This window comes from Seohaeicola nanhaiensis, from assembly GCF_042654245.1.
GTDB lineage: Bacteria > Pseudomonadota > Alphaproteobacteria > Rhodobacterales > Rhodobacteraceae > Seohaeicola_A > Seohaeicola_A nanhaiensis.
The window spans coordinates 547,377-573,159 of the sequence record NZ_JBHSGI010000005.1 but is presented as its reverse complement, the minus strand read 5'-3'; the positions used below and the strand labels follow the sequence as shown (position 1 = coordinate 573,159).

Annotated in this window: 26 protein-coding genes, 2 tRNA genes and 1 pseudogene; 8 read left to right on the top strand and 21 right to left on the bottom strand. The window is 61.9% G+C overall.

Translation table 11 applies throughout. The features are described 5' to 3' along the window. Positions 1 to 63: 63 nt before the first annotated feature. The 8 genes and pseudogenes from ACFO5X_RS10145 to ACFO5X_RS10110 form a co-directional block, all read right to left on the bottom strand. A pseudogene (locus ACFO5X_RS10145) lies at positions 64 to 347 on the bottom strand (transposase); the annotation flags it as partial. A 44-nt stretch (positions 348 to 391) separates the two neighbouring features. Beyond that, complete coding sequence (locus tag ACFO5X_RS10140) at positions 392 to 610, bottom strand: hypothetical protein (protein WP_380717282.1); 219 nt, start codon at positions 608 to 610, stop codon at positions 392 to 394. 16 nt (positions 611 to 626) lie between these two features. Continuing rightward, positions 627 to 1,577, bottom strand: coding sequence for a PDR/VanB family oxidoreductase (locus ACFO5X_RS10135; protein WP_380717280.1), 951 nt, complete (start codon positions 1,575 to 1,577; stop codon positions 627 to 629). Between the two features lie 4 nt (positions 1,578 to 1,581). Continuing rightward, a complete protein-coding gene (locus ACFO5X_RS10130) occupies positions 1,582 to 2,052 on the bottom strand; it encodes an MOSC domain-containing protein (RefSeq protein ID WP_380717278.1) in 471 nt (156 codons plus the stop codon). Next, the gene (locus ACFO5X_RS10125; RefSeq protein ID WP_380717276.1) at positions 2,052 to 2,666 is read right to left on the bottom strand and encodes a glutathione S-transferase family protein; all 615 of its coding nucleotides are present in this window, start codon (positions 2,664 to 2,666) and stop codon (positions 2,052 to 2,054) included. The genes ACFO5X_RS10130 and ACFO5X_RS10125 overlap by 1 nt, the downstream gene beginning before the upstream one ends. A 6-nt stretch (positions 2,667 to 2,672) precedes the next feature. After that, positions 2,673 to 4,313: a TRAP transporter large permease gene (locus ACFO5X_RS10120; RefSeq protein WP_380717274.1), complete on the bottom strand. Its 1,641-nt coding sequence runs from the start codon at positions 4,311 to 4,313 to the stop codon at positions 2,673 to 2,675. A gap of 9 nt (positions 4,314 to 4,322) precedes the next feature. Next, positions 4,323 to 4,847, bottom strand: a complete 525-nt coding sequence (locus ACFO5X_RS10115) for a TRAP transporter small permease subunit (protein ID WP_380717272.1) — start codon at positions 4,845 to 4,847, stop codon at positions 4,323 to 4,325. Between the two features lie 7 nt (positions 4,848 to 4,854). Beyond that, complete coding sequence (locus ACFO5X_RS10110; RefSeq protein ID WP_380717271.1) at positions 4,855 to 5,925, bottom strand: TRAP transporter substrate-binding protein; 1,071 nt, start codon at positions 5,923 to 5,925, stop codon at positions 4,855 to 4,857. 222 nt (positions 5,926 to 6,147) lie between these two features. Here ACFO5X_RS10110 and ACFO5X_RS10105 point away from each other — a divergent pair, with 222 nt between their 5' ends. Continuing rightward, entirely contained in the window at positions 6,148 to 6,714 is a 567-nt protein-coding gene (locus ACFO5X_RS10105) for a helix-turn-helix domain-containing protein (RefSeq protein ID WP_380717270.1), read from the top strand. 196 nt (positions 6,715 to 6,910) lie between these two features. On the opposite strand, the gene ACFO5X_RS10100 is transcribed toward ACFO5X_RS10105, so the two are convergent. Genes ACFO5X_RS10100 through ACFO5X_RS10090 form a run of 3 tightly spaced genes read right to left on the bottom strand, consistent with a single transcriptional unit; the run spans position 6,911 to position 8,085 of the window. Then, the gene (locus ACFO5X_RS10100) at positions 6,911 to 7,747 is read right to left on the bottom strand and encodes an IS3 family transposase (protein ID WP_380717269.1); all 837 of its coding nucleotides are present in this window, start codon (positions 7,745 to 7,747) and stop codon (positions 6,911 to 6,913) included. Positions 7,748 to 7,755: 8 nt separating this feature from the next. Further along, a complete protein-coding gene (locus ACFO5X_RS10095; RefSeq protein ID WP_380717267.1) occupies positions 7,756 to 7,923 on the bottom strand; it encodes a hypothetical protein in 168 nt (55 codons plus the stop codon). A 21-nt stretch (positions 7,924 to 7,944) separates the two neighbouring features. After that, entirely contained in the window at positions 7,945 to 8,085 is a 141-nt protein-coding gene (locus ACFO5X_RS10090) for a transposase (protein WP_380717266.1), read from the bottom strand. Between the two features lie 296 nt (positions 8,086 to 8,381). On the opposite strand from ACFO5X_RS10090, the gene ACFO5X_RS10085 reads away from it, so the two are divergent. Then, complete coding sequence (locus ACFO5X_RS10085) at positions 8,382 to 8,528, top strand: hypothetical protein (RefSeq protein ID WP_380717265.1); 147 nt, start codon at positions 8,382 to 8,384, stop codon at positions 8,526 to 8,528. Positions 8,529 to 8,700: 172 nt separating this feature from the next. On the opposite strand, the gene ACFO5X_RS10080 is transcribed toward ACFO5X_RS10085, so the two are convergent. The 3 genes from ACFO5X_RS10080 to ACFO5X_RS10070 form a co-directional block, all read right to left on the bottom strand. Next, positions 8,701 to 8,775 (bottom strand) — tRNA-Gln (locus ACFO5X_RS10080). A gap of 302 nt (positions 8,776 to 9,077) precedes the next feature. Further along, positions 9,078 to 9,911, bottom strand: coding sequence for a GNAT family N-acetyltransferase (locus ACFO5X_RS10075; protein WP_380717264.1), 834 nt, complete (start codon positions 9,909 to 9,911; stop codon positions 9,078 to 9,080). Continuing rightward, positions 9,908 to 10,594 carry a GntR family transcriptional regulator gene (locus tag ACFO5X_RS10070; RefSeq protein WP_380717263.1) on the bottom strand — a complete coding sequence of 229 codons (687 nt, stop codon included), beginning with the start codon at positions 10,592 to 10,594 and terminating at the stop codon, positions 9,908 to 9,910. Before ACFO5X_RS10070 ends, ACFO5X_RS10075 begins: the two co-directional genes overlap by 4 nt. 239 nt (positions 10,595 to 10,833) lie before the next feature. Between ACFO5X_RS10070 and ACFO5X_RS10065 the strand changes: the two genes are divergently transcribed. From ACFO5X_RS10065 to ACFO5X_RS10040, 6 genes are all read left to right on the top strand, one after another. Next, a complete protein-coding gene (locus ACFO5X_RS10065; RefSeq protein ID WP_380717261.1) occupies positions 10,834 to 11,808 on the top strand; it encodes an ABC transporter ATP-binding protein in 975 nt (324 codons plus the stop codon). Between the two features lie 29 nt (positions 11,809 to 11,837). Further along, on the top strand, positions 11,838 to 13,103 hold the full coding sequence (locus tag ACFO5X_RS10060; RefSeq protein ID WP_380717260.1) for an ABC transporter substrate-binding protein: 1,266 nt from the start codon (positions 11,838 to 11,840) through the stop codon (positions 13,101 to 13,103). A gap of 128 nt (positions 13,104 to 13,231) precedes the next feature. Further along, entirely contained in the window at positions 13,232 to 14,068 is an 837-nt protein-coding gene (locus ACFO5X_RS10055) for an ABC transporter permease (RefSeq protein WP_380717304.1), read from the top strand. Positions 14,069 to 14,070: 2 nt separating this feature from the next. After that, on the top strand, positions 14,071 to 14,907 hold the full coding sequence (locus tag ACFO5X_RS10050; RefSeq protein WP_380717258.1) for an ABC transporter permease: 837 nt from the start codon (positions 14,071 to 14,073) through the stop codon (positions 14,905 to 14,907). Beyond that, positions 14,907 to 15,551 (top strand): aspartate/glutamate racemase family protein, encoded by a 645-nt coding sequence (locus ACFO5X_RS10045; RefSeq protein WP_380717257.1) that lies wholly within the window; start codon positions 14,907 to 14,909, stop codon positions 15,549 to 15,551. The genes ACFO5X_RS10050 and ACFO5X_RS10045 overlap by 1 nt, the downstream gene beginning before the upstream one ends. Before the next feature lie 64 nt (positions 15,552 to 15,615). Next, positions 15,616 to 17,601, top strand: coding sequence for an aminotransferase class V-fold PLP-dependent enzyme (locus ACFO5X_RS10040; RefSeq protein WP_380717256.1), 1,986 nt, complete (start codon positions 15,616 to 15,618; stop codon positions 17,599 to 17,601). 85 nt (positions 17,602 to 17,686) lie between these two features. Here the strand turns inward: ACFO5X_RS10040 and ACFO5X_RS10035 are convergent. The 7 genes from ACFO5X_RS10035 to ACFO5X_RS10005 all read right to left on the bottom strand — a co-directional run bounded on the left by ACFO5X_RS10035 (position 17,687) and on the right by ACFO5X_RS10005 (position 25,752). After that, positions 17,687 to 17,761, bottom strand: a tRNA-Gly gene (locus ACFO5X_RS10035). Between the two features lie 79 nt (positions 17,762 to 17,840). Then, complete coding sequence (locus tag ACFO5X_RS10030; RefSeq protein ID WP_380717255.1) at positions 17,841 to 18,050, bottom strand: hypothetical protein; 210 nt, start codon at positions 18,048 to 18,050, stop codon at positions 17,841 to 17,843. Between the two features lie 65 nt (positions 18,051 to 18,115). Then, the gene (locus ACFO5X_RS10025) at positions 18,116 to 18,505 is read right to left on the bottom strand and encodes an MAPEG family protein (RefSeq protein WP_380717254.1); all 390 of its coding nucleotides are present in this window, start codon (positions 18,503 to 18,505) and stop codon (positions 18,116 to 18,118) included. Positions 18,506 to 18,524: 19 nt separating this feature from the next. After that, positions 18,525 to 18,998, bottom strand: coding sequence for an SH3 domain-containing protein (locus ACFO5X_RS10020; RefSeq protein WP_380717252.1), 474 nt, complete (start codon positions 18,996 to 18,998; stop codon positions 18,525 to 18,527). 507 nt (positions 18,999 to 19,505) lie between these two features. Further along, positions 19,506 to 22,949 carry a pyruvate carboxylase gene (locus ACFO5X_RS10015; protein ID WP_380717251.1) on the bottom strand — a complete coding sequence of 1,148 codons (3,444 nt, stop codon included), beginning with the start codon at positions 22,947 to 22,949 and terminating at the stop codon, positions 19,506 to 19,508. Positions 22,950 to 23,043: 94 nt separating this feature from the next. Then, the gene (locus ACFO5X_RS10010) at positions 23,044 to 24,207 is read right to left on the bottom strand and encodes an alpha-hydroxy acid oxidase (protein ID WP_380717250.1); all 1,164 of its coding nucleotides are present in this window, start codon (positions 24,205 to 24,207) and stop codon (positions 23,044 to 23,046) included. 48 nt (positions 24,208 to 24,255) lie between these two features. Further along, positions 24,256 to 25,752: an MDR family MFS transporter gene (locus ACFO5X_RS10005; protein WP_380717249.1), complete on the bottom strand. Its 1,497-nt coding sequence runs from the start codon at positions 25,750 to 25,752 to the stop codon at positions 24,256 to 24,258. Between the last annotated feature and the right edge of the window lie 31 nt (positions 25,753 to 25,783).

The window sequence follows — 25,783 nt, the reverse complement described above, 5'->3', positions numbered from 1 at the left end:
CTCTCCGCCGTCGCCCTCGCCGCAACCGTCATGTTCTAGCTTTGAAGATCAATGAGTCTGGAGCCTAAACCTCACGGCTTTGGGCTCGCGAAGAACACCGTGGCCTTTTTTAAGATTTCCCGCTCCTCCTTGAGAATGCGGTTCTCGCGCCGAAGTCGATCATTCTCTTGGGCAAGGCTCAGATCCTCTTTCGCCACCACATCCGTGTCTCGGTGTGCCGTGATCCATTTGTTCAGCGTCGACATCCCGACACCCAGATCGTCAGCCAACTGTTTGCGCGTCAGCCCACTGGTTAGCGCAATACGCACCGCATCTTTGCGGAATGCGTCCGTTCTTCCATCTCCCATAGTCAGTCTCCTTTGTTGCAGTAAATGCTATCAAAGGAACGGCATCAAACCGCGACAGGTCCAGAAAGCCTTGAAAGGCGAACGCTCGGTTCCGGAGCTAGCCGGGCGATAAGCTTCTCGACGCGATCGAGAAGCTTGTCGGGATGACGAAAGATGGCCTTTTCAAGTATTTCCGGACGAGGCCCGAGATTATCCACCAACCGGGAGAGCCGGCAGGTTGGTCCGTAATCCCGTGCAGCCTCGGCCAACTGATCCCGGCTCATGCCCCCGTACCCGCGATCAATTACTTTGGGGCAGGTCCAGCACGATCCGATCACCTGCGCAACCCGAAACGCAAGGCGTCAAATGAGTTCCCCGTTCATGCGCCGGCAAAACAAGATCGCGATGAACAGGTGTGCCTTCGAGGTAGCGAGTCTTGCAGTCGAGGCATACACCGCCTTCGCATGAGGATGGAACCTCCACACCGGCAGCACGCAAGGCTTCGAGCATTGTCTCGCCCGCCCCTACTGGCACGATCTGGCCACTGTTGGCCAATTCGACGACGTATGCCGCTTGCTGACCTGTCTCACCAGCGCCGAATAGCTCGATGTGCAATCTTTCACCCAAGCGATCCTCGAACTCGCGTGCCTCGGAGATCATTCTCCCCGGGCCACAAACATAGATGTGATCTTCAGGCCCCAGACCATCAATCAGCCCCGAAAGATCTAAACGCGAACCATCGTCGCTATAGTGAACCTTCAGACGATCGGCCGGAACGTCGCCGAGAAATCTCGAAAACCCGTCATGCTGCGCGGAGGGCGTGCAAACGTGAAGCTCGAAGTTTCTTCCGGTTCGAAGAAGCTCGGGCAACATCGACAGGAACGGTGTAATGCCGATGCCGCCGGCAACAAGCACAACGCGACCTTCGGAGATCAGCGGAAAGTGGTTCCGCGGCAGAGAGAGCAGCAAAGGCATTCCGGGCGCCAATGCGTCATGCACTTCGGCCGAGCCACCGCGCCCGGCCGCGTCCCTTGCAACGGCGATCAAATACCGTGTCGGCTCGTCCGGACTGCCGCACAGGGAATATTGCCGGATGCGTCCGCTGGGCAGGTGAACATCGACGTGGGCACCCGATGTGAAGGGCGGCAGTTCCCAATCATCATGGTCGGCGAGTTCGATCAGGCGAACATTCCCGGGAAGTGCTTCGATCCGGCGGATTTCAACGGAAACTCGGTGAATGGATTTTGCCATTGCGCTACTCCGGCCTGACAATGTCGTCGAGCGCGATCTCGCCGCCAGTCAGGATGCGGGCATGCAAGCCCGAACGATTGATAAGGATCGTGAAAATGTCCTGCCCGGTGATCTGCTCGATGTGCCGGCATGGGGTCGACAAGCGCGTGCCCTCGAGCAGGACTTCACCGATCCGAAAGCGGCGGCCGACAAGATGGTTCAGTGGCACGTCCCGGACCGTGACGTTGCGCCGATGATCGGAAGGGACCAGCGTCACTTTGTGGTCACGCAACAGCGCCTCAAGGGTTTCGGCTTCGAAGAGCGTGACCTGTCGCCCCTCCTCCGGGCGATCCGAGTAGAAACCCTCTCCAGTTGAATAGCGGTCACCGGTGATGCCGCGCCCGGCAACCAACTCTAGCCGTTGCATGCTCCGCATCGGCAGAAACGAGCGTGGGGCGATGTGGAGGTGTTCGACCCGTCCAATCCAGCTCGTCATCACAGCGCCTCCGGCAGTCCGGGCATCGGATGGTACCCGGGTAGCGCCCGGATGCGATCGATCCATGCCAGAACATTTGGGCATTCGTCCAAGGGCAGTTTTCCCTGTCGGGCCAGACCGACATAGGGGAACACCGCCAGGTCGGCGATGGTCGGCCGGCCCAAGCAGAGCCATTCACGCCCGCCAAGAACCCGCTCAAGCAGCGCCAGAACCTTTCGGCCGATGGCTTGCGCACGGTCAATGTCGATCGACTTGTGCGGATCGAGGAAGTGCAGCCGTGCCAATTGCGGACCGTTAGACACCTCTTTGGCGCCATAGGAAAGCCATTCGGCTATCGCCGCCATGCCTTCCGGAGAAGCGTCGATCCATTCCGGTGCATATTTCATTGCAAGATACAAGAGGATCGCCTGACTGTCCTGAACGACAAAATCGCCATCCTTCAAGACCGGGATCTGTTGCACTGGATTGAGTTTGGCAAACTCCTCGGTCCGGGTTTCCCCTTCGAGGACTGCGACCGGAAGCAATTCCAGTGGTTTGCCGATCATGGCGCACAACAGTCGGATTTTGTGACAGTTGCCCGAGAGCGGGTGATCGTAAAGCAAAAAGTCTGGCATGGTGTCCTACTTGAAAAGATCGTTGAGGTTCTTGTTCTGCCCCCCAGCGGGAGCGCCGAAACCACTGTCGCGGGTTCCGAAATCGACTGACTTGTCGGTGCCCACGGCAAAGTCAGGCTCTGGGCGGGAGATCAGATCGGGGAAAGCGATGAGAAAGCCCATCACCAGCACGTTGATGCAGATGAAGCTGAGCGCCCCATAGTAGACGGCTTCGTTCGAAAGACGGGTTGCACCCTGCGTCGGAGCGACCGATCGGAGATAGAACAGGGCAAATCCGAACGGCGGCGTCAGGAAGGAGGTTTGCAGGTTGATCGAGATGAGTAGTGCGAACCAGAGGGGATCGATCCCCAGGGCATTCGCCGCAGGCAGCAGCAAAGGAATGACGATGAAGGCGATCTCGAAGAAATCCAGGAAGCATCCCAGGATGAAGATCAGCACCATCGAGAAGACGACAAACCCGATTTCGCCACCGGGTAGAGTAGTGAGCAGTTGATGGAGCCACTCGTCTCCGCCCAAACCGTAAAAGGTCAGGCTGAACATCTTTGCTCCGATCAGGATGAAGAAGACGAAGACCGTCAACCGCGTTGTCCGCTCGACGATACTGGCCAGATCTGCCAATGACAGGCGTCGTCTCAGCATCGCAAGAAGCAGTGCGCCCACCGCACCCAAGGCGCCACTTTCAGTCGGAGTGGCAACGCCCAGGAAAATTGTGCCCAGCACCAGGAAGATCAGACCCAGTGTCGGAACCAGTGCCATGACAGTCCGACGAGCAAAGGGTGACACGCCCAGGCGGCCCCGCCCACCATCGAAAGCGGCAAGCGCTACGACAACTGCCGCCGCAACTGCTATCGAAGAAATGATCCGGCCGGCCGGCTCCATGAAACCCAGCGCGAATTGCGCGATCCAGCCCGCGACGGCACCGACCGCTACCAGAAAGATCAGCCCGAAGTAGTCGCGCGGTGCCGGCGGTGTCTCGGTCGAGGCCGGGAGCATTCGCGGGAACAGCAGCGAAATGGCTGCAATTGCCAAAAGATAGGCCCCGATCAACAGAGCGGAAGGAACCAAAGCGCCACGATAGATCTCGCCGACGGGAACCATAACCTGGTCCGCCATGACGATGAGCACCAGAGACGGCGGCACGATCTGCGACAGGGTGCCGGCGGCGGTTATGGTTCCGGCGGCGAAATGCGGATTGTACCCGCTGCGCAGCATGATCGGCAGGGCGATCAGGCCCATGGTCATAACTGATGCCGATACGACTCCGGTGGTCGCGGCCAGCAACGAACCAACCAGGATCACCGCATAGCATAGACCGCCACGCATGCGTCCGAACAGGCGGGCGACCACCCCGAGGAGCTCTTCGGCGATGCCCGTCTTCTCGAAGATCGCGCCCATGAGGGTAAAGAACGGCACAGCCAGCAGGACATCGTTGCTGATGATACCAAATATCCGGTCCGGCTGGGCCTGCAACAACGGCCACGCCAGAGTGATGTCGCCTGGCGCCAACTCCGACACAAGAGTGCCGACAGCAAAGAATGCCAAGCCACCGGCGGCAAGCGTGAAAGCCACCGGGAATCCCATCATCAAAAGCAACATGATGCTCAGGAACATCAATGGTGCCAGGTTCTGAGCGACGAAATGCAGCACGGCTTCGGCTCACTCGATGGGTCGCGCATCGTCATCTGATGGAGACGGTGCGTCACCACCTCGCAACAGACGCAAGAGCGCAACAAGGGATTGAAGACAGAGCAGAAGGAACCCGAGCACGATGATCCCCCGCATCGGCCAGACCAGCAGTCCGCCCGTATTGATCGAGGTTTCGTTCTGCGACCATGACCGCATGAAATATGGCCAACTGAGCCACAGCATCAGCGAAGAAAACGGCAGGAGAAGACACAAATGCCCGAAAATCTCGATCCCGCGCCTCAGTCCACGTGGAAAGCGGGACGAGATCAGTTCGATACGCACATGCCCGTTTTCCTGGAGGACCCATGCTGCGGCGAGCATGACGGCGGTTCCCACAAGATACCACTGCGCCTCGAGCATGGCATTCGAGCTGATGGCAAAAACCTTGCGCATCAGTGCGTTGCCCGCACTCAGCACGGCTGCCGCGAGCATCAGCCAGGCTGCCGCCCGGCCGATACCGCGAGTTAGCCGCTCGATAAGAAGCAACGGGTTCACGTCGCCATCAGCCGCGAATGAGCACGTTCTCGGCTGCGACATCGTTGACCGACATCCAGCGGAGTTGGTCATCGAGGAACGCTCGCCAATGCTCATGGATGCGCTTGAAGTCGGGATCGGCCTCGCCCTGCTCAGTGAAGAGCTTGTCCGCGCTCTTGCGCATCGCCGACATGACTTCATCGGGCCAAGCCCGCAACTCGGCTCCACCGGCGATGAGCCTGCGCAGTGCGGCCACATTGAGGCTGTCATATCGCGCCAGCATGTCCGAATACGTCCAGGCACAAGCCATTTCGAGCGCGGCCTTGTAGGCTGGGGACAGCGACGCCATGGCGTCCTTGTTGATCATCAACCCAAGCGACGCACCCAGTTCCAGGATGCCGGGCGCATAGTAGTATTTCGCGACCTTGTTGAGACCCAGGGTTTCATCATCGGTTGGGCTGGTGAACTCAACTGCGTCCAGCGTGCCGCGCTCCATGGCAGGGTACAGATCACCGATCGCGATCTGCTGAGGTACCGCACCCAGATCGGAGTAGATATAGCCGAGATACCCAGCGGCGCGAATGCGCAGCCCCTTGAGATCGGTAATGCTGTCGATCGGCTTGCGGAACCATCCGCCCATCTGCGCCCCGGTGTTGCCAGCGGGGATCGAGACCATGTTGAAGGCATCGTAGACTTCATCGAGCAGTTCCTTGCCGCCCCCATGGTGGAACCAGGAGAAATGCTGCCGTGGCGTCATTCCGAATGGAACGCCGGCATCGAAGGCCAAAGCCGGCTTCTTGCCGACATAGAAGAAACCAGGCGAATAGCCGGCCTCGGTCGTTCCAGACTGTACCGCCTCGAGCACGCCAAGCGGCGGAACGAGTTCGCCGGCGGCATAGGCCTGAATCTCGAAACCGCCGTCAGTGAGTTCGGCCACCTTTTCGGCAAGACGAACCGCGCCACCCTGAACCGTCGACAGGCTGCTCGGGAAGCTGCTCGGCATGCGCCATTTCACCTTGGTCTGCGCTTGGGCTATCGACGGCACGGCCAAAGCTGCGGGCACCACCGCTGCACGCCCGAGAAATTCTCTTCGTTTCATGAACCCTCTCCTGTCTTTATGTCTGGCCGGCTCGTTCCGTCGGCGCGATGTTGTCTCACTTGCTGATTTAGACAACTTGTTGCCCAATGGGCAATGAAAATTTGCACGGCAGATTGAGCTTCACTCGGGAACGCACAAAAAACGCCCAAACGGGTGGCTTGTATGTTCCCTTTCACAGGGCAACTCGTTTACCTTATGGGCAACCGAAGTCGACGAGGCACCATGGATACCAATGAACCACTGATCCAGATTGGTCTCCGGGCCCGCGAAATGCGGCGCCGCCGGAACTTGACGCTTGATGAGCTGGCCAGTGCCGCCTCGTTGAGCAAAGGGCACCTGTCCCGTTTCGAGCGTGGCGAAAAATCCCTCAGCATGGCCGCGCTGCTCCGCCTGACGGAAGCATTGCAGATGTCAGTCGCAACCCTTGTGGGCGAAGACCATGACAAGGAAGACGTCCACATCGTACGCCGGTCTGAGCGCAAGCTCTTGGCCGCAGATGCAGCCAATGAAGGCGTCATTTTGCAGTCCCTGAACAGCTCCACACTTGGGCGCCCGCCTTATGAAGCCTTTGTCTTGACCTGTCCGGAAGGAGTGGCCCACAAATCCGAAGCTTTCCATTCCGGTTGCGAAGCGATGTTCGTTTTGCGCGGCGTCGTGACAGTTAACCTTGATGGAAGGAAAGTCGTCTTAGAAGCGGGAGACTTCCTGGAGTTTCCTGGACACATGCGTCATCTGGTCAGCGCAGGCGCCGGCGGAGCCGAGCTCTTGCTTACCGTAGTAGGCGGCTGAACATCGACGAGGCCCGAGATTATTCGCCTACCAGCCCTGATGTACAATCGCTTCTACACTTCGAAGCAGAGTCATTCTTGTCTCGGTATCTAAGCCCGCTGGCGTTCGATGCCGGAGCTATGACATCCTAACTTAGTGTCCACGAAACCGGCAGCAGTGAGCTACACCCCGTCTCTTGGACAGTTTCCGGGGTGATTTAAGCTACTCTCTGGCCCTGCTGGTCGGTTTTTATCTGGTTGAAGTAGACCACGGTGGGCGGCTGTCCGCCATGGGCGGCGTGGGGCTGGTGGTTGTAGAAAGTGATCCACCGGCCAACCCCGGCCTTCGCCTGCGGACCGGTTTCCCAGGCTTGCAGGTAGACGCACTCATACTTCAGGGACCGCCGTCCTTCGGACCGTTCGATGAAGATGTTGTCGAGACACCGGCCCTTGCTGTCCATCGAGATCCGGGTGCCGATCCGCTTCAGCCTGTCGCTCCAGGCGAAGGACGTGAACTGCGACCCCTGATCGGTATTCATGATCTCGGGCGGGCCGAAGCGGTGGACCGCCTCGTTCAGCTCCTCGACGCAGAAGTCGGCTTCGAGCGTGTTCGAGATGCGCCAGGCCAGCACTTTGCGTGTGAACCAGTCCATGATGGCAACCAGATAGAGGAAGCCTCGTCGCATCGGCATATAGGTGATGTCGGCGCACCAGACCTGATTGGGCCGATCGACCCGCAGGCCACCCGAGCCGGGTAGGGGTAGGTCTTGTGCCTTCGCGGGCTTGCTGGTTTTGGGCTTCTGGTAGATCGGCATGAGCCGCATCAGCCGCCGGATGCGCTTCACGTTCACGGCGTGGCACTCGTTCTGCAGGTGCCAGGTCATCTGCTGGACGCCGGAGAACGGGGTTTCCAGAAACTGCCGGTCGATCAGCCGCATGAGCGTCAGGTTCATCTCGGTCTCGCCCAACGGTGCGTAGTAGAACGACGACCGCGAGATCGACCGCAGGCGGCATTGCGCCCCGACCGAAAGCGCAGGGTGAGAGCGCTCGATCATCACGAGCCTCACTTGCCGGTCCAAGGTTTGAGCTTTCTGGACAAAAAATCGTTGGCGACTGCCAGCTCTCCGATCTTCGCGTGCAGCGACCGAACCGTCTCCTCGTCGACCTCGGCCTTCTCTTTCCCGCCGCGCTCGAAGATGTCCGATGCCCCCTCGAGCAGCGCGCTCGCCATTGTCCTCGGACCAATGGCGGACTATGGCTCGCTCCACTGATGAATCATCGTCGGATGCACACCGTATTCCGCGGCCAGCTCCGACGCGGTGCGCTCGCCCTTCACGGCTTCCAGCGCCACGCGAGCCTTGAAGCCCGCGTCATGGTTTCTGCGTTTCGACATGTTCTGATCTCCTCGTTCTTGGAGACCAACAGACGTCAGATCGTAGCTTACGTCACTGTCCGAATTTCGGGGGGTAGCTCACTTAATCGAGCCAGAGACACTCCACTTCACATCTCCGTTTCAGCTTCGCAAGCGCGGTGTGGAGACCCGGCTGACGCTGGGCGATGTTCCCGCAGACCGCGACGACGTCTTGATCCGCAACATTGCTTTGGCCCAAAAGTGGTTCGATCAGATCAGGTCAATCATTCAGCCATAACGCGATGTCCTCCGGCGTCTCGAAGAGCCGGATCCAGCGCATGATTGGCCTGGCCTTCCTCGCACCGGACCTGCTGCGCGATGTCATGGAAGGCCGTCAGCCAGTCGGCTTCACTTCCGAATGGTGCGTACGCCATTCCCTGCCGTCGGACTGGTCCGACCTGCGCAAGCTGCTCGCCACCCTCTGATCGCACCTTCCCACACCTCGGATGGCGAAAAAGCCAATCGCAGACACCGGCCGGTTTGCGGGCCAAAGCTGCGACCATTCCTGGTCTGCCAAGTGGGACGGCACGCGCAAGCAGCGGAAATGTCGCGACTATCTGCGACACACCTTGGATGGTCTGCAAACCTGAAAGTGGTTGGCTGGGGAGGCAGGATTCGAACCTGCAACCTGCGGTACCAAAAACCGTTGCGCTACCGTTGCGCCACTCCCCAACTTGCTGGGCTAGTTATTCCGACACGCGCGGCTGTGCAAGACCTGAAATGGCGGATTTCGATGTGATGTTGAAGTGACGTCATCGGGGCGATGGGTGGATCGCTTCAGTTGCCGTTTCGGCGCGCAATTCCGTGGCTCATGCGGCACTGCAAGGGGTTCTTGGCGGCGAAGCTGCTGCGATGAGTCGGAGTGCGGTCGGAGGCCGGTCATCGGCGGTTTGGGGAGAAGTCTGTGGGCAAATCCCGATATCCCAATTTTTCGAGCGACTTCCGCTGTATAACTCACATTGGCACTGAAAAGCCTAACCGAGTTCCATGGTTGCAATGGCCTGAAGCGTGTCGTCGGTTTCGGGTGCCGGGCCGCGAAACATCCGCGCCGTTTCGAATGTCATCTCGAATCCCAGATTGCGCAGGCGGGCAGCCAGGGCGACGTTTTCGGACGGGACATCCACGATCACCCGACCCGCCGGCATGGCGCCAAGGCAGGCCCGCGCCAGAGTAACCGCATCCTCTGCGGTTTCTCCGATCAGAGGTCCGATCTTTGCACCCTCGCGGCAGCGGCGGATGGTGGCGACGCCGAGGATGTCGGTGAGATTCCGCCACACGAGCGTGGTGCGGTCGGGAGCAGGGGCAAACCAGGCAGCCGTGAAACCCGGCCGGCTGACCCCATTGGCGGTGCGGTCAAGGCGGGCGAGATTCTCCAGGTCTTCGGGCCTGGCAGGACTGATTTGTCCATGCGCCGCGCCGTCGAGATGCCCCTCGAAACGACGTGTCGCTCCGGCCCGAATGAAACCCGACCGAGCATAATTTGCCTGCTGCGCGGCCACTCCGTCGAGTCCCACGGTGCGTGTGCCGGCGTGATCGAGCGCGTGCTTCCACAACGCCAAACCGATTCCCTGGCCCCGGAAATCCGGGCGGCAGAGGTAGAGTCCGAGGAAAGCGAAGGTCTTGGAGTGGTTCACGACCGAAATCGAAGCGACCGGCTGGCCCCCGACTTCAGCGAGAAAGAACCCCTCCGGATCTGCGGCATGGAAGGCCGGGGCGTCGTCCAGACCGGGATTCCAACCCTCTTCTGCAGCCCAGTCAAGAATCGCTGCAATCTCCTCAGCTCTGGCGGTGCGGAAGTTTGTTTTCATGGGTTCAGCGCCTCGCGCAGCGAGGTCGGCATCGACGTCACGTTCCGCAGGTCGAGCGATGTCAGGAGATCGAGCAGATGGTGTTTCATCAAGTCTTCGGCCAGATCGCCGTCCTTTTGCTCGAAAGCTGAAACCAGCGCGATATGGGCATGGCTTTCGCACATCGCGGCGCGGCGATGCCAGTAAAGCGCAATGATCAGCGACGACCTTGCGACGAGTTCGGAAATGAAGGCTTCGATGGTGGCCTGATCGGCCATCCGGGCGATCTCGATATGGAATCGGCCCGAAAGATGCAGGGCCTTGCCGTGTTCGCCCGCCGCCAGGGCCTCTTGCTCGGCCCGGATGTGCTCGCGCAGAGTGGCGATGCTCTGGGGCGTGCTGCGCTCGGCGGCAGAGCGGGCGGTACGCGGCTCGAGCAGGGATCGCGCCTCGAATACCTCGCGCGCCTCCCGCACCGTCGGCTGTGCGACAAAGGCGCCCCGGTTGCGTCGATGTTCGACCAGTCGCCGGTGGCCAAGGCTTTGCAGTGCCGCGCGTACAAGGGTGCGGCTGATGCCGTAGACCTCCCCCAGTTCGTCTTCGCCAAGCTTGGTGCCGGGCGGAAGGCGGTGTTCATGGATGGCCCGTTCTAGGTCTGTCGCCACCGTTTCCGCCGTCCAGGGCGACACTTCCAGATTGTTCATTACGTTTGCTCCGTTGCGCCTGATTCTGCGTTGAAACGACGGATGAGGGCAAGCCGGAGCAGACGGGAGTGATTTGGCACAATATTGTATACATTAATGTGCCTAATATTGCGCACAGGCGTGCTGTGTCTGCGTAAAAGCCGGGCAGACGCGGATTCTCGAACCCGGTGCGTTGGAATTATCTCATCACTTCGCAAACCCTCGCCACAGACTTGAAGGCACTTGGCAGCGGGGCGAACATGCGGACAGGAAACGATCTGGAACTCGTGCATCTGACCAAGCGCTATGGCGAGACGGTGGCGGTGAATGACCTCAACCACGTCTTCGCGCCGGCAAGCTATGTCTGCCTGCTCGGGCCGTCGGGTTGCGGGAAATCCTCGACGCTGCGGATGATCGCCGGACACGAGAGTGTCAGCGATGGGGCGATCCTGCTCGACAAATCCGACATTTCTGCCATGCCCCCGGCCCAGCGGGGCACGGCGATGATGTTCCAGAATTATGCGCTTTTTCCGCATCTGAACGTGAGGGACAACGTGGCCTTCTCCCTGCGGATGAAGGGGGTGGACCGCGAAACCCGGCACCGGAGCGCCGATGAGCTGCTGGCGCTTGTCCACATGACGCAATTTGCCGAACGCCTGCCAGCGCAGCTGTCGGGCGGTCAGCAACAGAGGGTCGCGCTGGCGCGCGCGCTGATCGCCAAGCCGAAGGTGCTGCTGCTGGATGAACCGCTTTCGGCGCTCGATCCGTTCCTGCGCATCCGGATGCGGGCGGAACTCAAGCGGTTGCAGCGGGAGCTTGGCATCATTTTCCTGCACGTGACGCATGGTCAGGACGAGGCGCTCGCGCTTGCCGATGAAGTCGTTGTGATGAACAACGCCGTCATCGAACAGGCGGGTCCGCCGCGCGAGGTCTGGGGCGCGCCGAGGACCGAATTTGTCGCGCGCTTCATGGGCGGACACAACGTCATCACCTTCGGCACCGGCAAGGTTGCGGTGCGCGCTGACGAGGTGCGGCTGGCCGAGACCGGCATTCCGGCGACGCTGACCTCGGTCGAATACCAGGGTGCGACGGTCGCCGTTTCGGCCCGCACCGAAGCCGGGGAGGAGATCTTCGCGATCCTGCCCGAAGACGCCTATTTCAAGTCACCGAAATCGCCGGGCGAGGGCGTGACGCTTGCCTGGGATGAGGGGCGGATGCACCGCCTCCAAGCCTGAACATAACTGACAACAGGGGAAACAGAATCATGTCCAAGATGAGATACAGCCGTCGCACGATCCTCAAAGGCGGGGTCGCCACAGTCGCCGCCACTGCGTTTCCGGCGCCGATGGTTTGGGCGCAGGACATCAAGAACATCACGCTGCGCCAGTTCGGCACGGGCGTTTCGAACCTCAACGATGTGGCCAAGAAGGTTAAGGAGGACCTGGGCTTCACATTGGAGATGACCGCTCTGGATTCCGACAGCGTTACCCAGAGGGCAGCAACGCAGCCGGATTCCTTCGACATCGCCGATATCGAATACTGGATCTGCAAGAAGGTGTGGCCGACGGGCAACCTGCAGGCGATGGATACCAGCAAGATCAAGAACTACGATAAGATCGTGGGCATCTTCCGCTCGGGCAAGCTGACACCCGAGAGCGTCATTGCCCAAGGCACCGCGCCGCACACGGTTGGCTTTGTGGAGGGACCGGACGGCAAGACCTTCGCCAAGGAAGAGACCGGCTGGATGACCCTCATCCCGACGATCTACAACGCTGACACGCTGGGCATCCGTCCCGACCTGATCGGCCGGCCGATTGAGAGCTGGGCCGAGCTGCTGAACCCCGAGTTCAAGGGCAAGGCGTCGATCCTAGACATCTCGTCGATCGGGATCATGGACATGGCCATGGTCTGCGAGGCGATGGGCGAAATCAAATATGTCGACAAGGGGAACATGACCCGCGAGGAGATCGACAAGACGATGGCGATCTTCACCGAGGCCAAGAAAGCCGGGCAGTTCCGCGCCTTCTGGAAAACCTTCGATGAATCGGTGAACCTGATGGCAAGCGGCGAGGTGGTGATCCAGTCCATGTGGTCGCCGGCCATCACTGCCGTGAAGTCGCGCGGCATTCCGTGCGTCTACCAGCCGCTGAAGGAAGGCTATCGCAGCTGGGGCGGTGGGATCGGCCTGTCGAAGTCGCTGACCGGGCTGCCGCTGGAGGCGGCTTATGAATACATCAACTGGTATCTCTCGGGCTGGGTCGGCGGCTATCTGATGCGCCAGGGCTATTACTCGGCAGTGCCGGAGACCTCGAAGGACTTCATGACCGCCGATGAATGGGGGTACTGGTTCGAGGGCAAGCCGGCCGAGGGCGACATCACCTCGCCCACTGGCGACAAGCTGGCCGGCGCGGGCGAAACCCGCGACGGCGGAGATTTCTACGAGCGCATGGGCCGGGTGGCCTGCTGGAACGCCGTCATGGACGAGAACCAGTATATGGTGCGCAAGTGGAACGAATTCATCGCGGCATGAGCGCGCGCGGGGGGCTGTCTGCCCCCCCGCACCCCCCGAGGATATTTCAGGCAAGAGGAAGGGGCAGGGCCTTGTCCGATGGCATTACGAAGGCGGCGCCAAAATCGGGATGGCGGCCGGGGAAGGATCTGATCGGATGGCTGCAGGCGGCGCCGCTGACGCTGGTGCTGCTGGCCTTCCTGCTTGCGCCCATCGGCATGATCGTCGTGGTCAGTTTCTGGGGCGCCAACGAATTTGCGATCTTCCCCGACTTCCAGTTCGACAACTATGCCTTCCTCTTCGGATCGGAGGTGACCTACCGGGTGTTCTGGGCCACCTTCCGCTACGCACTCATCACCTGGGCGCTCACCCTCGCCATCGGCTTTACGGTGGCCTATTTCCTTGCTTTTCACGTCCGCTCGCAGACCTGGCAGATCGCGCTGTTCCTGGTCTGCACCATCCCGTTCTGGACCTCGAACATCATCCGCATGATCTCGTGGATTCCATTTCTGGGCCGCAATGGCATCGCCAACCAGACGCTGATCGACTGGGGGCTGATCGACCAGCCGCTGGAATGGCTGCTCTATTCCGATTTCTCTGTGATCCTCGCCTTCGTCCATCTGTACACGCTGTTCATGGTGGTGCCGATCTTCAACACGATGATGCGCATCGATCGTTCGCTGCTGGAAGCGGCGCGGGATGGCGGGGCGAGCGGGTTCCAGACGCTGGTGCATGTGATCCTGCCGCTGACCAAGCCCGGCATCATGATTGGCACGATCTTTGTCGTCACGCTGGTGATGGGCGACTTCATCACCGTGCGCTTCATGTCCGGATCCCAACGGGCCAACGTGGGGCGGCTGATCTCGAACGATATCGGGCTGTTGCAATACCCTTCGGCCGCGGCGACGGCGGTGGTCCTGCTGCTGACGGTGCTCATCGTCATCGGACTGCTTTTGCGCTTCGTCAACATTCGCAAGGAGCTGTGATTATGGAGAAGCGCCCCTTCAGTTTCTACGCGCTCGCGGCGTTCTTCGCGCTTTTCGTGCTGTTCCTCTACGGCCCGACGATCACCATTGGCATCCTAAGCTTTCAGGGCCCGCAGGGCGGCCTGACGTTTCCGATGCGCGGCGTCTCGCTGCACTGGTTCCGAGACCTGTTTCAAGAGCAGGCCGTGGGCGATATCTGGGGGGCGTTCGGACGGTCTCTCGCTCTGGGACTGATGGTGATGGTGGCGACGGTCGTGTTTTCGGTGATGGCCGGGCTGGCGTTCCGCAAGCGGTTCCTTGGTTCGGGTGCGCTGTTCTATCTCGCCATCACGTCCCTCGTGATCCCGTCGATCCTGATCTCGCTGGGGGTCGGGCTGATCTTCAATCAGTTGGGGCTGAAGGTGCATTGGGCCACCAGCGGTTTCGGGTCGCAGCTGACCTGGACCCTGCCTTTCGGTCTGCTGATCATGTTCGCGGTCTTCAACCGGTTCGACAAGAGCTTCGAGGAGGCGGCGCGCGACCAGGGCGCGACAAGCTGGCAGACGATCCGGCATGTGGTGCTGCCGATCATCGCGCCCTCTCTGATCGGGGTGGCGCTGTTCGGTTTCACGCTGTCCTACGACGAGTTCGCGCGGACGCTGCTGACGGCCGGGAGCTACAACACGCTGCCGCTCGAGGTCTTCGGGATGACCACCAACGTGACGTCGCCGGTGATCTATGCTCTGGGCACGCTGACGACGATCTTCTCGTTCGCGATCATCGGGGTCTTCCTGCTGTCGGCTTGGGTGATGGCGCGTCGGCGGGCGCGGCGCGGGTCGGATGCCGGCAGGGGGGTGTAATGCGACTCGTCTATATCAACCCGAATGCGACGGTTTCGATGACCGAAGGAATTGTGGCGGCAGCGCGCGCGGCCTGTCCCGGCACCGAGATCCACGGAGTGACCAATATCGACGGCCCGCCCGCCATCGAGGGGCCAGCAGACGGCGAGCGGGCCGTGCCGGGCGTTCTGGCGCTGGTCGAGGCGGCACGCGCCGATGCCATCGTCATCGCCTGTTTCGACGATACCGGGCTGGCTGCGGCGCAGGCTGCCGCGCGCTGTCCGGTTCTGGGTATCGGGCAGAGTGCCTATCTGATGGCTGTGCTGCTGGGCCGGCGGTTCGCCGTGCTCACCTCTGTCGCGGCCGCTGTGCCGGTGATCGAGAGGAATATCGCCGCCATGGGTTTTGCCGGTCAGTGCGCGGGTGTGCGGGCCAGTGGACTCGCGGTTCTGGACATCGACGCGGGGACAGAGCCGGTGCGCGCCCGGTTAGCGGCCGGCATCCTGGAAGCGCAGGAAAGCGGCGCGCAGGCGGTGGTGCTGGGCTGTGCGGGCATGGCGCCGCTGCGGGGAGACCTTGCCGCCCGCACCGGCGTTGCGCTGATCGACGGAGTCGCCGCCTCTGCGCATCTGTCGGTTGCGGCTGCGGGCTACCTGACAAGCTGACCGCCGCCTTGCCGTCGCTTTGGCGGGCAGTATGCTATGGGCAGGCGAGCGACAAGAGGCACAGATGCAATCCAATAGCAGGGCCGGCGGCTATTTCCTCTATCATTCCATCGGCATGTACCCGGGCAAGGAAGAAGATCTGGCCCGCGCCATGGGCGATTTCGCGCAGGTCTGGGCGACGCCCGATGACAAGCAATGGGGCTATGTCCTGCGCAAACGGCAGGATTTCCTGGAACGCTGGGGCCGCCTGATCAACGCGCCGAAGGGATCGATTACCGCGGTCGATAATGTGACTGAGGGGATGCAGAAGCTGATGCGGGCTTTGCCTGAGGGGCTGCTTCGCGGCAAACGGGTTCTGGTCGCCGGCGACTGCTTTCCCTCGATCCACTTCCTGCTGGCCGGGCTCGCGCCCAAGATGGGCTTCACGCTCGATACCGTCCCCCTGCGCGACGGGGCGTCATGGGTCGAGACCGAGGATTTCCTGGCACGCTGGGGCCGCGACGTGGGGCTCGCCCTGCTGACCTGGGTCACGTCGACGGCCTCCTCCCGGATGGATTATCCAGCCCTTGTGGCGCAGGGGCGAGAGATGGGCAGTCTTATGGTGGCCGATATCACGCAGGCCGCCGGCTTGCTGCCCTTTGACGTGATGGCGCCGAAGATCGACTTTGTGCTGTCGACCAGTCTCAAGTGGATGTGCGGCACGCCGGGGGCGGGGATACTCTATACCAACAAGGCGCTCTTGCCCGAGCTTCAGCCCGAAACCCGCGGCTGGTTCAGCCAGAACAATCCGTTCAACTGGGATTTCGACAAATTCGCCTATGCGCCGGACGCTCGCCGCTTTGATACCGGAACGCCGGGATCGGTCGCAGCCGTCGCCTCGCTGCCGGCGCTCGACTGGTTCATCACTCAGGATGTCCAGGCGATTGGCGCACGCAACCGACGGATGGTCGACCAGATCATCGCGGCCGCCGACCGGCTTGACCTGCCATTGCTCTCTCCGCGCGACCCCGCGCGCCGCGGCGGATCCGTTATGCTGCGCCTTCAGGACAAGGCCGAAGCGGCGGCGCTGACCGGTGCGCTGGGCGTCGAAGGGTATTCGGTCGACTTTCGCGGGGCGATTCTCCGGCTGTCTCCGGGGATCGTCACCGAGGAAGACGCGATTGGAACCGTTTTCGATATTGCCGAACAGGTGATGCGGCGCCGCAAGGCGCGCTTTGCCGCGCGGGGCGCCGCCGCGAGCCCGGGGGCCGGGCAGGGCGACCTCCTGCGCCAGCTGGGTGGCGCGCTGCTCAGCAGTTCGGTAAAGGTCGTAGATCTGACGGCCGAGCTTGGCCCCGCCACACCCTTGTTGCGCCTTCCGAAGGATCTGGCCCGCAACACGCCGCGCGTGGTCGTGCACAAGATCAGCGAATACGATCAGGACGGCCCGTTCTGGGCCTGGAACTGGCTGGAGCTGGGCGAGCATTCGGGCACCCATTTCGACGCGCCGCATCACTGGTTGACGGGCAAGGATTTCGCCGACGGCTCCACCGACACGCTCGACGTGCAGCGCCTGATCGCACCGGTGAACGTGATCGACTGTTCGGCCGAAGCGGCGTGTGACCCCGATTACCTGTTGACGGCAGAGGCGGTAAAAGCCTGGGAGGCGCGACATGGCGAGATCCGACCCGGCGAATGGGTCGTGATGCGAACCGACTGGGATGCGCGCGCCGGGGATGAGGAGCGGTTTCTGAACGAGGATCCGGATCCCTATGAGGACGGATCGCACAGCCCCGGGCCCAGCACTGACTGCATCGACTACCTGTTGGGTAGAGGAATCGTCGGCTGGGGCACACAATGCATCGGCACAGATGCGGGCATGGCGGGCAAGTTCAGTCCGCCTTATCCGGCGCACAACTTCCTGCACCGCGACAACTGCTTCGGACTCGCCAGCCTCTGCAATCTGGATCAGCTGCCGCCCAAGGGTGCGATCCTGATCGCCACGCCGCTGAAGATCGTCAAGGGCACCGGCAGCCCGATCCGCGCGATTGCGCTGGTGCCACAGGGTTAGCTACCGGCGAACTTCGCGCGCCCCGGCGTATCTTCGATCTGGCTATCTGTCTGGCAAGTGTCGAAACAATGGGTTGTTGTTTCATTGGAGCGGGCGATGAGATTCGAACTCACGACCCTAACCTTGGCAAGGTTATGCTCTACCCCTGAGCTACGCCCGCATCCGTGGGGTGCGAGATATAAATATGCGCGCGGCTTCGCAAGGGGAAAAACGCGCCCTCGGCAAAGATTTCTGTGCCTTCAGTCCAGCAAGGCTGATATGGCCTGTGCGGTGCGCAAATTGCGACCGGTGACCGCTGTGCCAAGAACCCGCTCGAGCCATGTGGCCGGGCACGAACGCCCGATTCTCCCCGGCGCGAGCTGATAGCCAGCGGACTCGGCCAGAACAAGTTTACCGGGTGCGAGCTTCTGCCAGCTCAGCGACATGCCGGGCGCGAGCAGCTCGGGCATCAGCAGAGTGTTCCTCCCGGAGACGTTTATTCTGCGCAACAGGGAGACGTGGTGTCCTTGGGCGGTCACACCACCGCATGACCGAGCAGCCCGAGGGCCGCGAAGACGATCATTGCGAAGGTGAGAATCATGCCGGGGCCGCGCAGGGACTGTCGCGGCACATCGCTCATGAAGGCCACGGCATGGAGCACCCGGCCGGCCAGGAGCATGAGGCCCAGCACGTGCACCGCCATCGCGGGCGCGCCCTGAAGCTCCGCAAGCAGCAGAAGAATCAGGCCGATCGGCGCGTATTCCGCGCAATTGGCCTGCCCGCGGATACGCGTCAGCAGTTCCGGCTGGCCGGCATCGCCGAGTGAAGTCTTATATTTGAAGCGCCCGCCAATGACACGAGCGCTGAGCCAGACATATAGCAGGGCCAGCAGGGCGGCATAGATCGGGGTGATGGCAACGGTCATGTGGGGTCCTTCGGCGAGTTCAGTTGCGGGCGCTGTTGCCGACAAGATAGCTGCTCAGGCGGCTTTGAGATATGTCGCTTTCATAGCAGACCGGCGCATATCCTCCTGGTCGCGACCAGGCGCTGCGCCCGCCGCAGCGGCGACCTGCCCGGTCGTGGCTGAACGGGCAGGGGCAAGACCCCGGATAGGCCGCGATGCTCTGACGGATGATCTCCTGCTGCGCGCGGGCAATCTCGGCGCGGGTGGGCCGGGCCACCTGACGCCTGGGTGCAGCTGCTACTGCAGCCTGTGGGGCTGTGCGTGCGCTGGCGAGAAAGTCGCGATGCATCCAGCCAGAAACAGTCCCCTGCGCCCCATTTCCGTTCAATCTTGCCCAGTCGCCCTGAGTTTCGAGAAGGTAAAGCCTGTCACCTTTCGAGAATTTGCCGATGACTTTGAATTCCGTTCCAGGTCCGGTACGCATATTGACGTGATCGCCGGTGACAAACAGCATTTCTGGCGCCGCGAAAGCTGCCCGCTTGTCCTCGCTCTGCGGCAGCGTCGCGGGGGAATTCAGCGAAGCGGGCTGGGGTGCGGTTTCGAAAAGTTCCTGCTTTGGAGTCGTGGACAGCGGCCTTGCGACACGGGCAACTGTAGTCCCCTCCGGGCCACGGTTTTTCATCGTTTCCCCTGGCCCGAAGCCGAGGAACAGGATAAGCGCCGCCACCCAGATCCAGAATAGCCATTTCATGGGCGCGTCTCCCATTGCATCTTTAATCGTTAATAAAACCTTAATTGATCATATAAACTATTAACAATTCAAATGCGGCGCTTTCGCGGCGGGGGAACCTGACGAAAGTGTTGGATGTCGGAACGGATTCTTTCCTGAATGTCCGTCGCTGAACAGGGATCGCTGGTTCAGTTCAACCTTGTCCATTCGTGGACAAAATTAAAAGCGCCCTGGCCGGTTTTGGACAGGGCGCTTTGCGTCTTGGGAAGTCGGTGCCTGCGCAGTCGGTCGCTATTCCAGCTCCACCAGCAGGTCCTTGGCGTCGATCTGGGCGCCGGGGGTCACATGCACGGCCTGGATTGTGGCGTCGCGGTCGGCGTGAATGCCGGTCTCCATCTTCATCGCCTCGATGGTCAGCAGCAGGTCTCCCGCCTTGACCTTCTGTCCGACCTGGGCGCCGACACTGGCCACCACGCCTGGCATCGGAGCGCCGACGTGGTTGGGATTGCCGGTCGCCGCCTTGGGGCGGGCGGCGGTCTGCGCCTTGACCGCGCGGTTGGGCACGCGGATCACCCGGGGCTGGCCGTTCAGTTCGAAGAACACCCTGACCTCGCCGTCTTCGCCGGTCTCGCCAACGGCCTGGAGGCGGATTTCAAGAGTCTTGCCGGGGTCGATCTCGGCGCTGATCTGTTCGCCGGGTTCCATGCCGTAGAAAAAGGTCTTGGTCGGCAGGGTCCGTACCGGCCCATAGATGCGATGGCGTCCCATATAGTCGAGAAAGACCTTGGGATACATCAGATACCCATTCAGGTCCTCGTCATCGACAGGCTTGCCTTCCAGTTCCTTGCTGACCTCGGCCCTTACCTCTTCGAGATCCACCGGCGCGAGGTGCTTGCCGGGGCGTTCGAGGTTGGGCGCCTCGCCTTTCAGAACCTTCCTCACGATGGCTTCAGGGAAACCGCCCGGTGGCTGACCAAGGTTGCCCTTCATCATGTCGATGACGGAATCGGGGAAAGCCACCTCGACGTTCGGATCTTCGACCTGGCTTCGCGTCAGTCCCTGGCTGACCATCATCAGCGCCATGTCGCCGACGACCTTCGACGACGGCGTGACTTTGACGATGTCGCCGAACATCATGTTCACCTCGGCATACATCTGCGCGACCTCATGCCAGCGCTCTTCGAGGCCGAGGCTGCGCGCCTGCGCCTTGAGATTGGTGAACTGGCCGCCGGGCATCTCGTGCAGGTAAACTTCGGACGAGGGCGCCTGCATGCCCGACTCAAAGGCCGCATACTGGCCGCGCACGGCCTCCCAATAATCCGAGATTTCGCGGATGGCGTCGATGTCCAGTCCGGTGTCGCGCGGGGTGTGGCGCAATGCCTCGACGACCGAGCCGAGGGTGGCCTGGCTGGTATTTCCGGAAAGGGCGTCCATCGCACAATCGACGGCATCCACGCCCGCCTCGGCGGCGGCGAGGATTGAGGCGACAGCAACCCCCGCCGTGTCATGAGTGTGGAAGTGGATCGGCAGGCCCACTTCCTCTTTCAGCGCCTGGATCAGCACGCGCGCGGCAGCGGGTTTCAGCAGACCGGCCATGTCCTTGAGGCCGAGCACATGGGCGCCGGCGGCTTTCAGGTCCTTGCCCATCTGGACGTAATACTTGAGGTTGTATTTGGAGCGCGCGGGGTCGTTGATGTCGCCGGTATAGCAGATCGACCCTTCGCAGACTTTGCCCGCCTCAACCACGGCGTCCATGGCGACGCGCATGTTCTCGACCCAATTCAAGCTGTCGAAGACGCGGAACACGTCGACCCCCGTGGTCGCCGCTTGCGCGACGAAGGATTGGACCACGTTGTCGGGATAGTTGGTATAGCCGACACCGTTGGAGGCGCGCAGCAGCATCTGGGTCATGACGTTCGGCATGCGTTCGCGCAGGTCGCGCAGGCGCTGCCAGGGGCATTCCTGAAGGAAGCGATAGGCCACGTCAAACGTCGCGCCGCCCCAACATTCGACGCTGAACAACTGCGGCAGGTTGGCGGCATAGGCAGGGGCGACCTTGATCATGTCAAGGCTGCGCATCCGAGTTGCGAGCAGCGACTGATGGCCGTCGCGCATGGTGGTGTCGGTGATCAGCAACTGGCGCTGGGCCTTCATCCAGTCGGCGACGGCCTGCGGCCCCTTCTGTTCCAGCAGGTTACGGGTGCCCATGCGGGGTTCTTCGGTGCGCAGCGCCGGGGGTTTCGGCGGCTTCAGGTCGGCGGGCGGCTTGGGGCGGGCCTTGGTCTCGGGGTGGCCGTTCACCGTGATGTCGGCGATATAGGTCAGCACCTTCGTGCCGCGGTCGCGACGCTTCCTGAAGGTGAAAAGCTCGGGCGTCTCGTCGATGAACTTCGTAGTATATTCATTCGACAGGAAGGTCGGATGCTTCAGCAGGTTCTCGACAAAGGCAATGTTGGTCGAGACGCCGCGAATCCGGAACTCGCGCAAGGCACGGTCCATGCGGGCAATGGCCATTTCGGGCGTCGGCGCCTTTGCGGTGACCTTGGTCAGAAGAGAGTCGTAATACCGCGTGATGACACCGCCGGCATAAGCGGTGCCGCCGTCAAGCCGGATGCCCATGCCGGTTGCCGAGCGGTATGCGGTGATGCGACCATAATCGGGAATGAAGTTGTTTTGCGGATCCTCAGTCGTCACCCGGCATTGCAGGGCGTGGCCGGTGAGGCGGATATCCTCCTGGCTGGCCTTGCCGGTGGCCTCGGCGATGGTTTTGCCTTCAGCGATCAGGATCTGGGCGCGGACGATGTCGATCCCGGTCACTTCCTCGGTGACGGTATGTTCGACCTGGACGCGGGGGTTGACCTCGATAAAGTAGAACTTACCGTCGGTCATATCCATCAGGAACTCGACAGTGCCGGCGCATTCGTAATTGACGTGCTTGCAGATACGGTAGCCCAGCTCGCAGATCTCGGCGCGCTGTTCCTCGGTCAGATAAGGCGCGGGCGCGCGTTCGACGACCTTCTGGTTCCTGCGCTGCACCGAGCAGTCGCGTTCAAACAGGTGATACATGTTGCCATGCTTGTCGCCGAGGATCTGCACCTCGACGTGGCGGGCGCGGGTGATCATCTTTTCGAGATAGCCCTCGCCGTTGCCGAAGGCGGCCTCGGCCTCGCGCCGGCCCTCCATGACCTTTTCAGCCAGTTCCTTTTCGTTGTTGATCGGGCGCATGCCGCGCCCGCCTCCACCCCAGCTGGCCTTGAGCATCAGCGGATATCCCACTTCGGCGGCTTCCTTGCGGATCGCGTCCATATCGTCGCCCAGCACCTCGGTCGCCGGAATCACCGGAACGCCTGCGGCAATCGCCACCCGCCGGGCGCTTGCCTTGTCGCCAAGGGCGCGCATCGTCTCGGCCTTGGGGCCGATGAAGGTGATTCCTGCCTGAGTGCAGGCATCGACGAAATCCGGGTTTTCTGACAGCAGGCCATAGCCCGGATGGATGGCGTCGGCGCCGGAGAGCTTGGCCACACGGATGATCTCGGGGATCGAGAGATAGGCCGCGACCGGGCCCAGCCCTTCGCCGATGCGATAGGCTTCGTCTGCCTTGAAGCGGTGCAGACCCAGCTTGTCTTCCTCGGCATAGACCGCGACGGTCTTTTTCCCCATCTCATTCGCCGCGCGCATGATGCGGATGGCGATCTCACCCCGGTTGGCGATGAGGATCTTCGAGAACTCGGTCATCTGGCAGCACTCCCTCGGCGCAATGGCGACGATTTCCTGCGCGGAACAAACGACACGCTGCACCGCGGCGCAAGTCGAAAACGTTAGCGTTCCGTTACATGGACGACCCGCCGCCAAGATGCGGCAACGGGATTGGCGGCGGCAGGCCGGAAAGCGTTGAAGCGCCGAGCTGGCCCATGTTGGCCATCATGTCCTTGGCCAGGATGTCGATCAGATGGGCCGGTCCTGTCGGGCCGAGAGCGGCCAGCGCGAAGTGGAAGGCGCGGCCCAGCATCACGAAATCGGCCCCGAGCGCGAGGGCGCGCAGGATGTCGAGACCGCTTTCGACTCCGCTGTCGAAGATGATCGGCAGCCTTGTGGCCGCGCGGACCAGCGGCAGCGCTTCCGCTGTGGCCGGCGAGCCGTCGAACTGACGTCCCGCGTGGTTAGAGATCCAGAGCGCATCCGCCCCTATCCTTTCAAGCGGTTCGGCGTCCTCCGGACGCAGGACGCCCTTGATCAGAAACGGCCCATCCCAATTGTCGCGCAGCCAGCGGGCATAGTCCCAGTCGGGCGAGGTACGAAGCAGGTAACCGACATGGGCGGTAGGCGGCAGGTTGGCCTGCGGGCCGGAAATATACTTGTCGAGCGTGCGCATGTGCGGCAGGCCGCTCCGAGCCATGCCAAGCGCCCAGGCCGGGCGCATGGCCACCTGTGCCAGCAGGCGCGGCGTCAGCTTCGGCGGGCTGGTCAGGCCGGACCGCGTCTGGCGTTCGCGCCGCGACGCCACCGGCACGTCGACGGTCAGGATCAGCGCGGTGAATCCGGCGGCGCGGGCACGGGCCAGCATGTCGCGGCGGATGTCCTCGTCTTTCGGGGGATACATCTGAAACCAGGCTTGCGCGCCAAGATGCCGGGCGATGTCTTCGGGGCTCTGCGTCGCCACCGTACTCATCGAATAGGGGATGCCGGCGGTGGCGGCGGCCCGGGCCAGATGCCCCTCAGCATCCGGCCAGACCAGTCCGGACATGCCCACCGGAGCGATACCGAAGGGCAGGGGATAGTTCTGCCCCAGAAACCGGCAACTCAGGTCGGGAGTCTGTGGGCCATGCAGGATCGAGGGCATGAAGCCGAGCCGATCCAGCGCGGCGCGGTTGCGGGCCTTTGTTGCTTCGACCCCGGTGCCGCTGTCCAGATATTCCCAGACGAATTTGGGCAGGCGCTTTTGCGCCCGCCACTTGAGGTCCATCACGCCGGGATATGTGCTGTGCAGATCCATTCCGGTATGTGGCGGAGTGCCCGGCATCTTGTCCAGCCCGGTTGCCCGTCAGGCCGGTTCGGGACGTGCGATTCCGGACAAGGGTATCTCTTTCAGCAGGAACGAGAAGCAGAGACCGACAAACCCAAGCGCCGCGGCGATCCAGAAGATCGGATGAAGGGCGGCCGTGACCTTGGAGCCAAAGGCGAGCCGCGCCGACTCGGGCAGAGTGGTAATGGTTTCGGGGGAAAGTGTGCCATGGCCGGCCGCCTCCATCCCCAGTCCGGCGGCGAAAAGCGCGCCGAACACCGCAACCGCCAGCGCGCCGCCGACCTGGCGAAACATGATGCCGCTGGCGGTAGCGGTTCCGAGCTGCGGCCGCGGCACGGCGTTCTGAACCGAGGTCGTGACGACGGGAAAAATGCACCCCATTCCAAGTCCGACTGTAGCGATGGAGGCAAAGACATAGAGCGCCGGCGAGTCCGCCTCGATCTGGGTCAGCAACAGCATTCCCAGCGTCAGCAGCGCGGTGCCGATACGCGGCAGAATGCCGTATCGGCCGGTACGGCGCATATATTGGCCCGAAAAGGTGGAAGCCGTCAGGATTCCCAAGGTCATCGGGATCAGCATCAGGCCCGATTCGGTGGGCGTGGCGCCTCGGGCGATCTGAAGGTAGACTGGCAGGAAGGTGATGGTACCGAACATTGCTGCCCCGGCGATGAAGCCGACTACGCTGGTGACCCAGAAAACGTTCAGGCGAAACAGGCTCAGTGGCAGGATTGGCTCGGCTGCGCGGGTTTCGGCGCGCAGGAAGGCCAGCGTCGCCAGCAGTGATAGCGCCGCGAGGCCGATCGCCTGGGGCGAAGCCCAGGAGAAACTGCGTCCGCCAAGGCTTGTCACCAGCGTCAGCGCTGCCAGCGCGATGGTAAGGAAGGCCGCTCCGGCCCAGTCGATCTTGTGGCTGACCCGCCGGCCTGTCGGTTTGAAGGAGATGGCGAATGTCACCAAGGCGATCAGCCCGACCGGCAGGTTGATGTAAAAGATCCAGTGCCACGAGAAGACATCGACGAACCAGCCGCCGATCAGGGGACCAATCACCGATGAGAGCGAGAAGACCGCGGCGAAGACGCCCTGCACCTTGCCGCGTTCGCGTGGCGGGATCACCTCGCCCACGACCGAAAGCGCCAGCACGAACAGCCCGCCGCCGCCCAGCCCCTGAAGCGCGCGCGCCAGGATAAGGCCCATCATGCTTTGGGCTAGCCCGCAGAGGGCCGAGCCGAGCAGGAACATCGTAACCGACACGAAGATGGTGTTCCGACGGCCGTAGAGATCGCCCAGTTTGCCATAGATCGGCGCCACGACGGTGGAGGCGAGGAAATAGGCCGTCACGACCCAGCTCAGGTGTTCCACCCCGCCGAGATCAGACACGATGGTCGGCAACGCGGTCGAAACGATGGTCTGGTCCAGCGAAGCGAGCAGCAGGAGCAGGGCGATCGAGAACAGGATCAGGCGAACCGAGTGAATATCGACGTGGGGATGGTGCGGTTCTGGGTCTGGATGAGTCATCTGCGGATCCTGGAATCGGGTTGGGATCTCA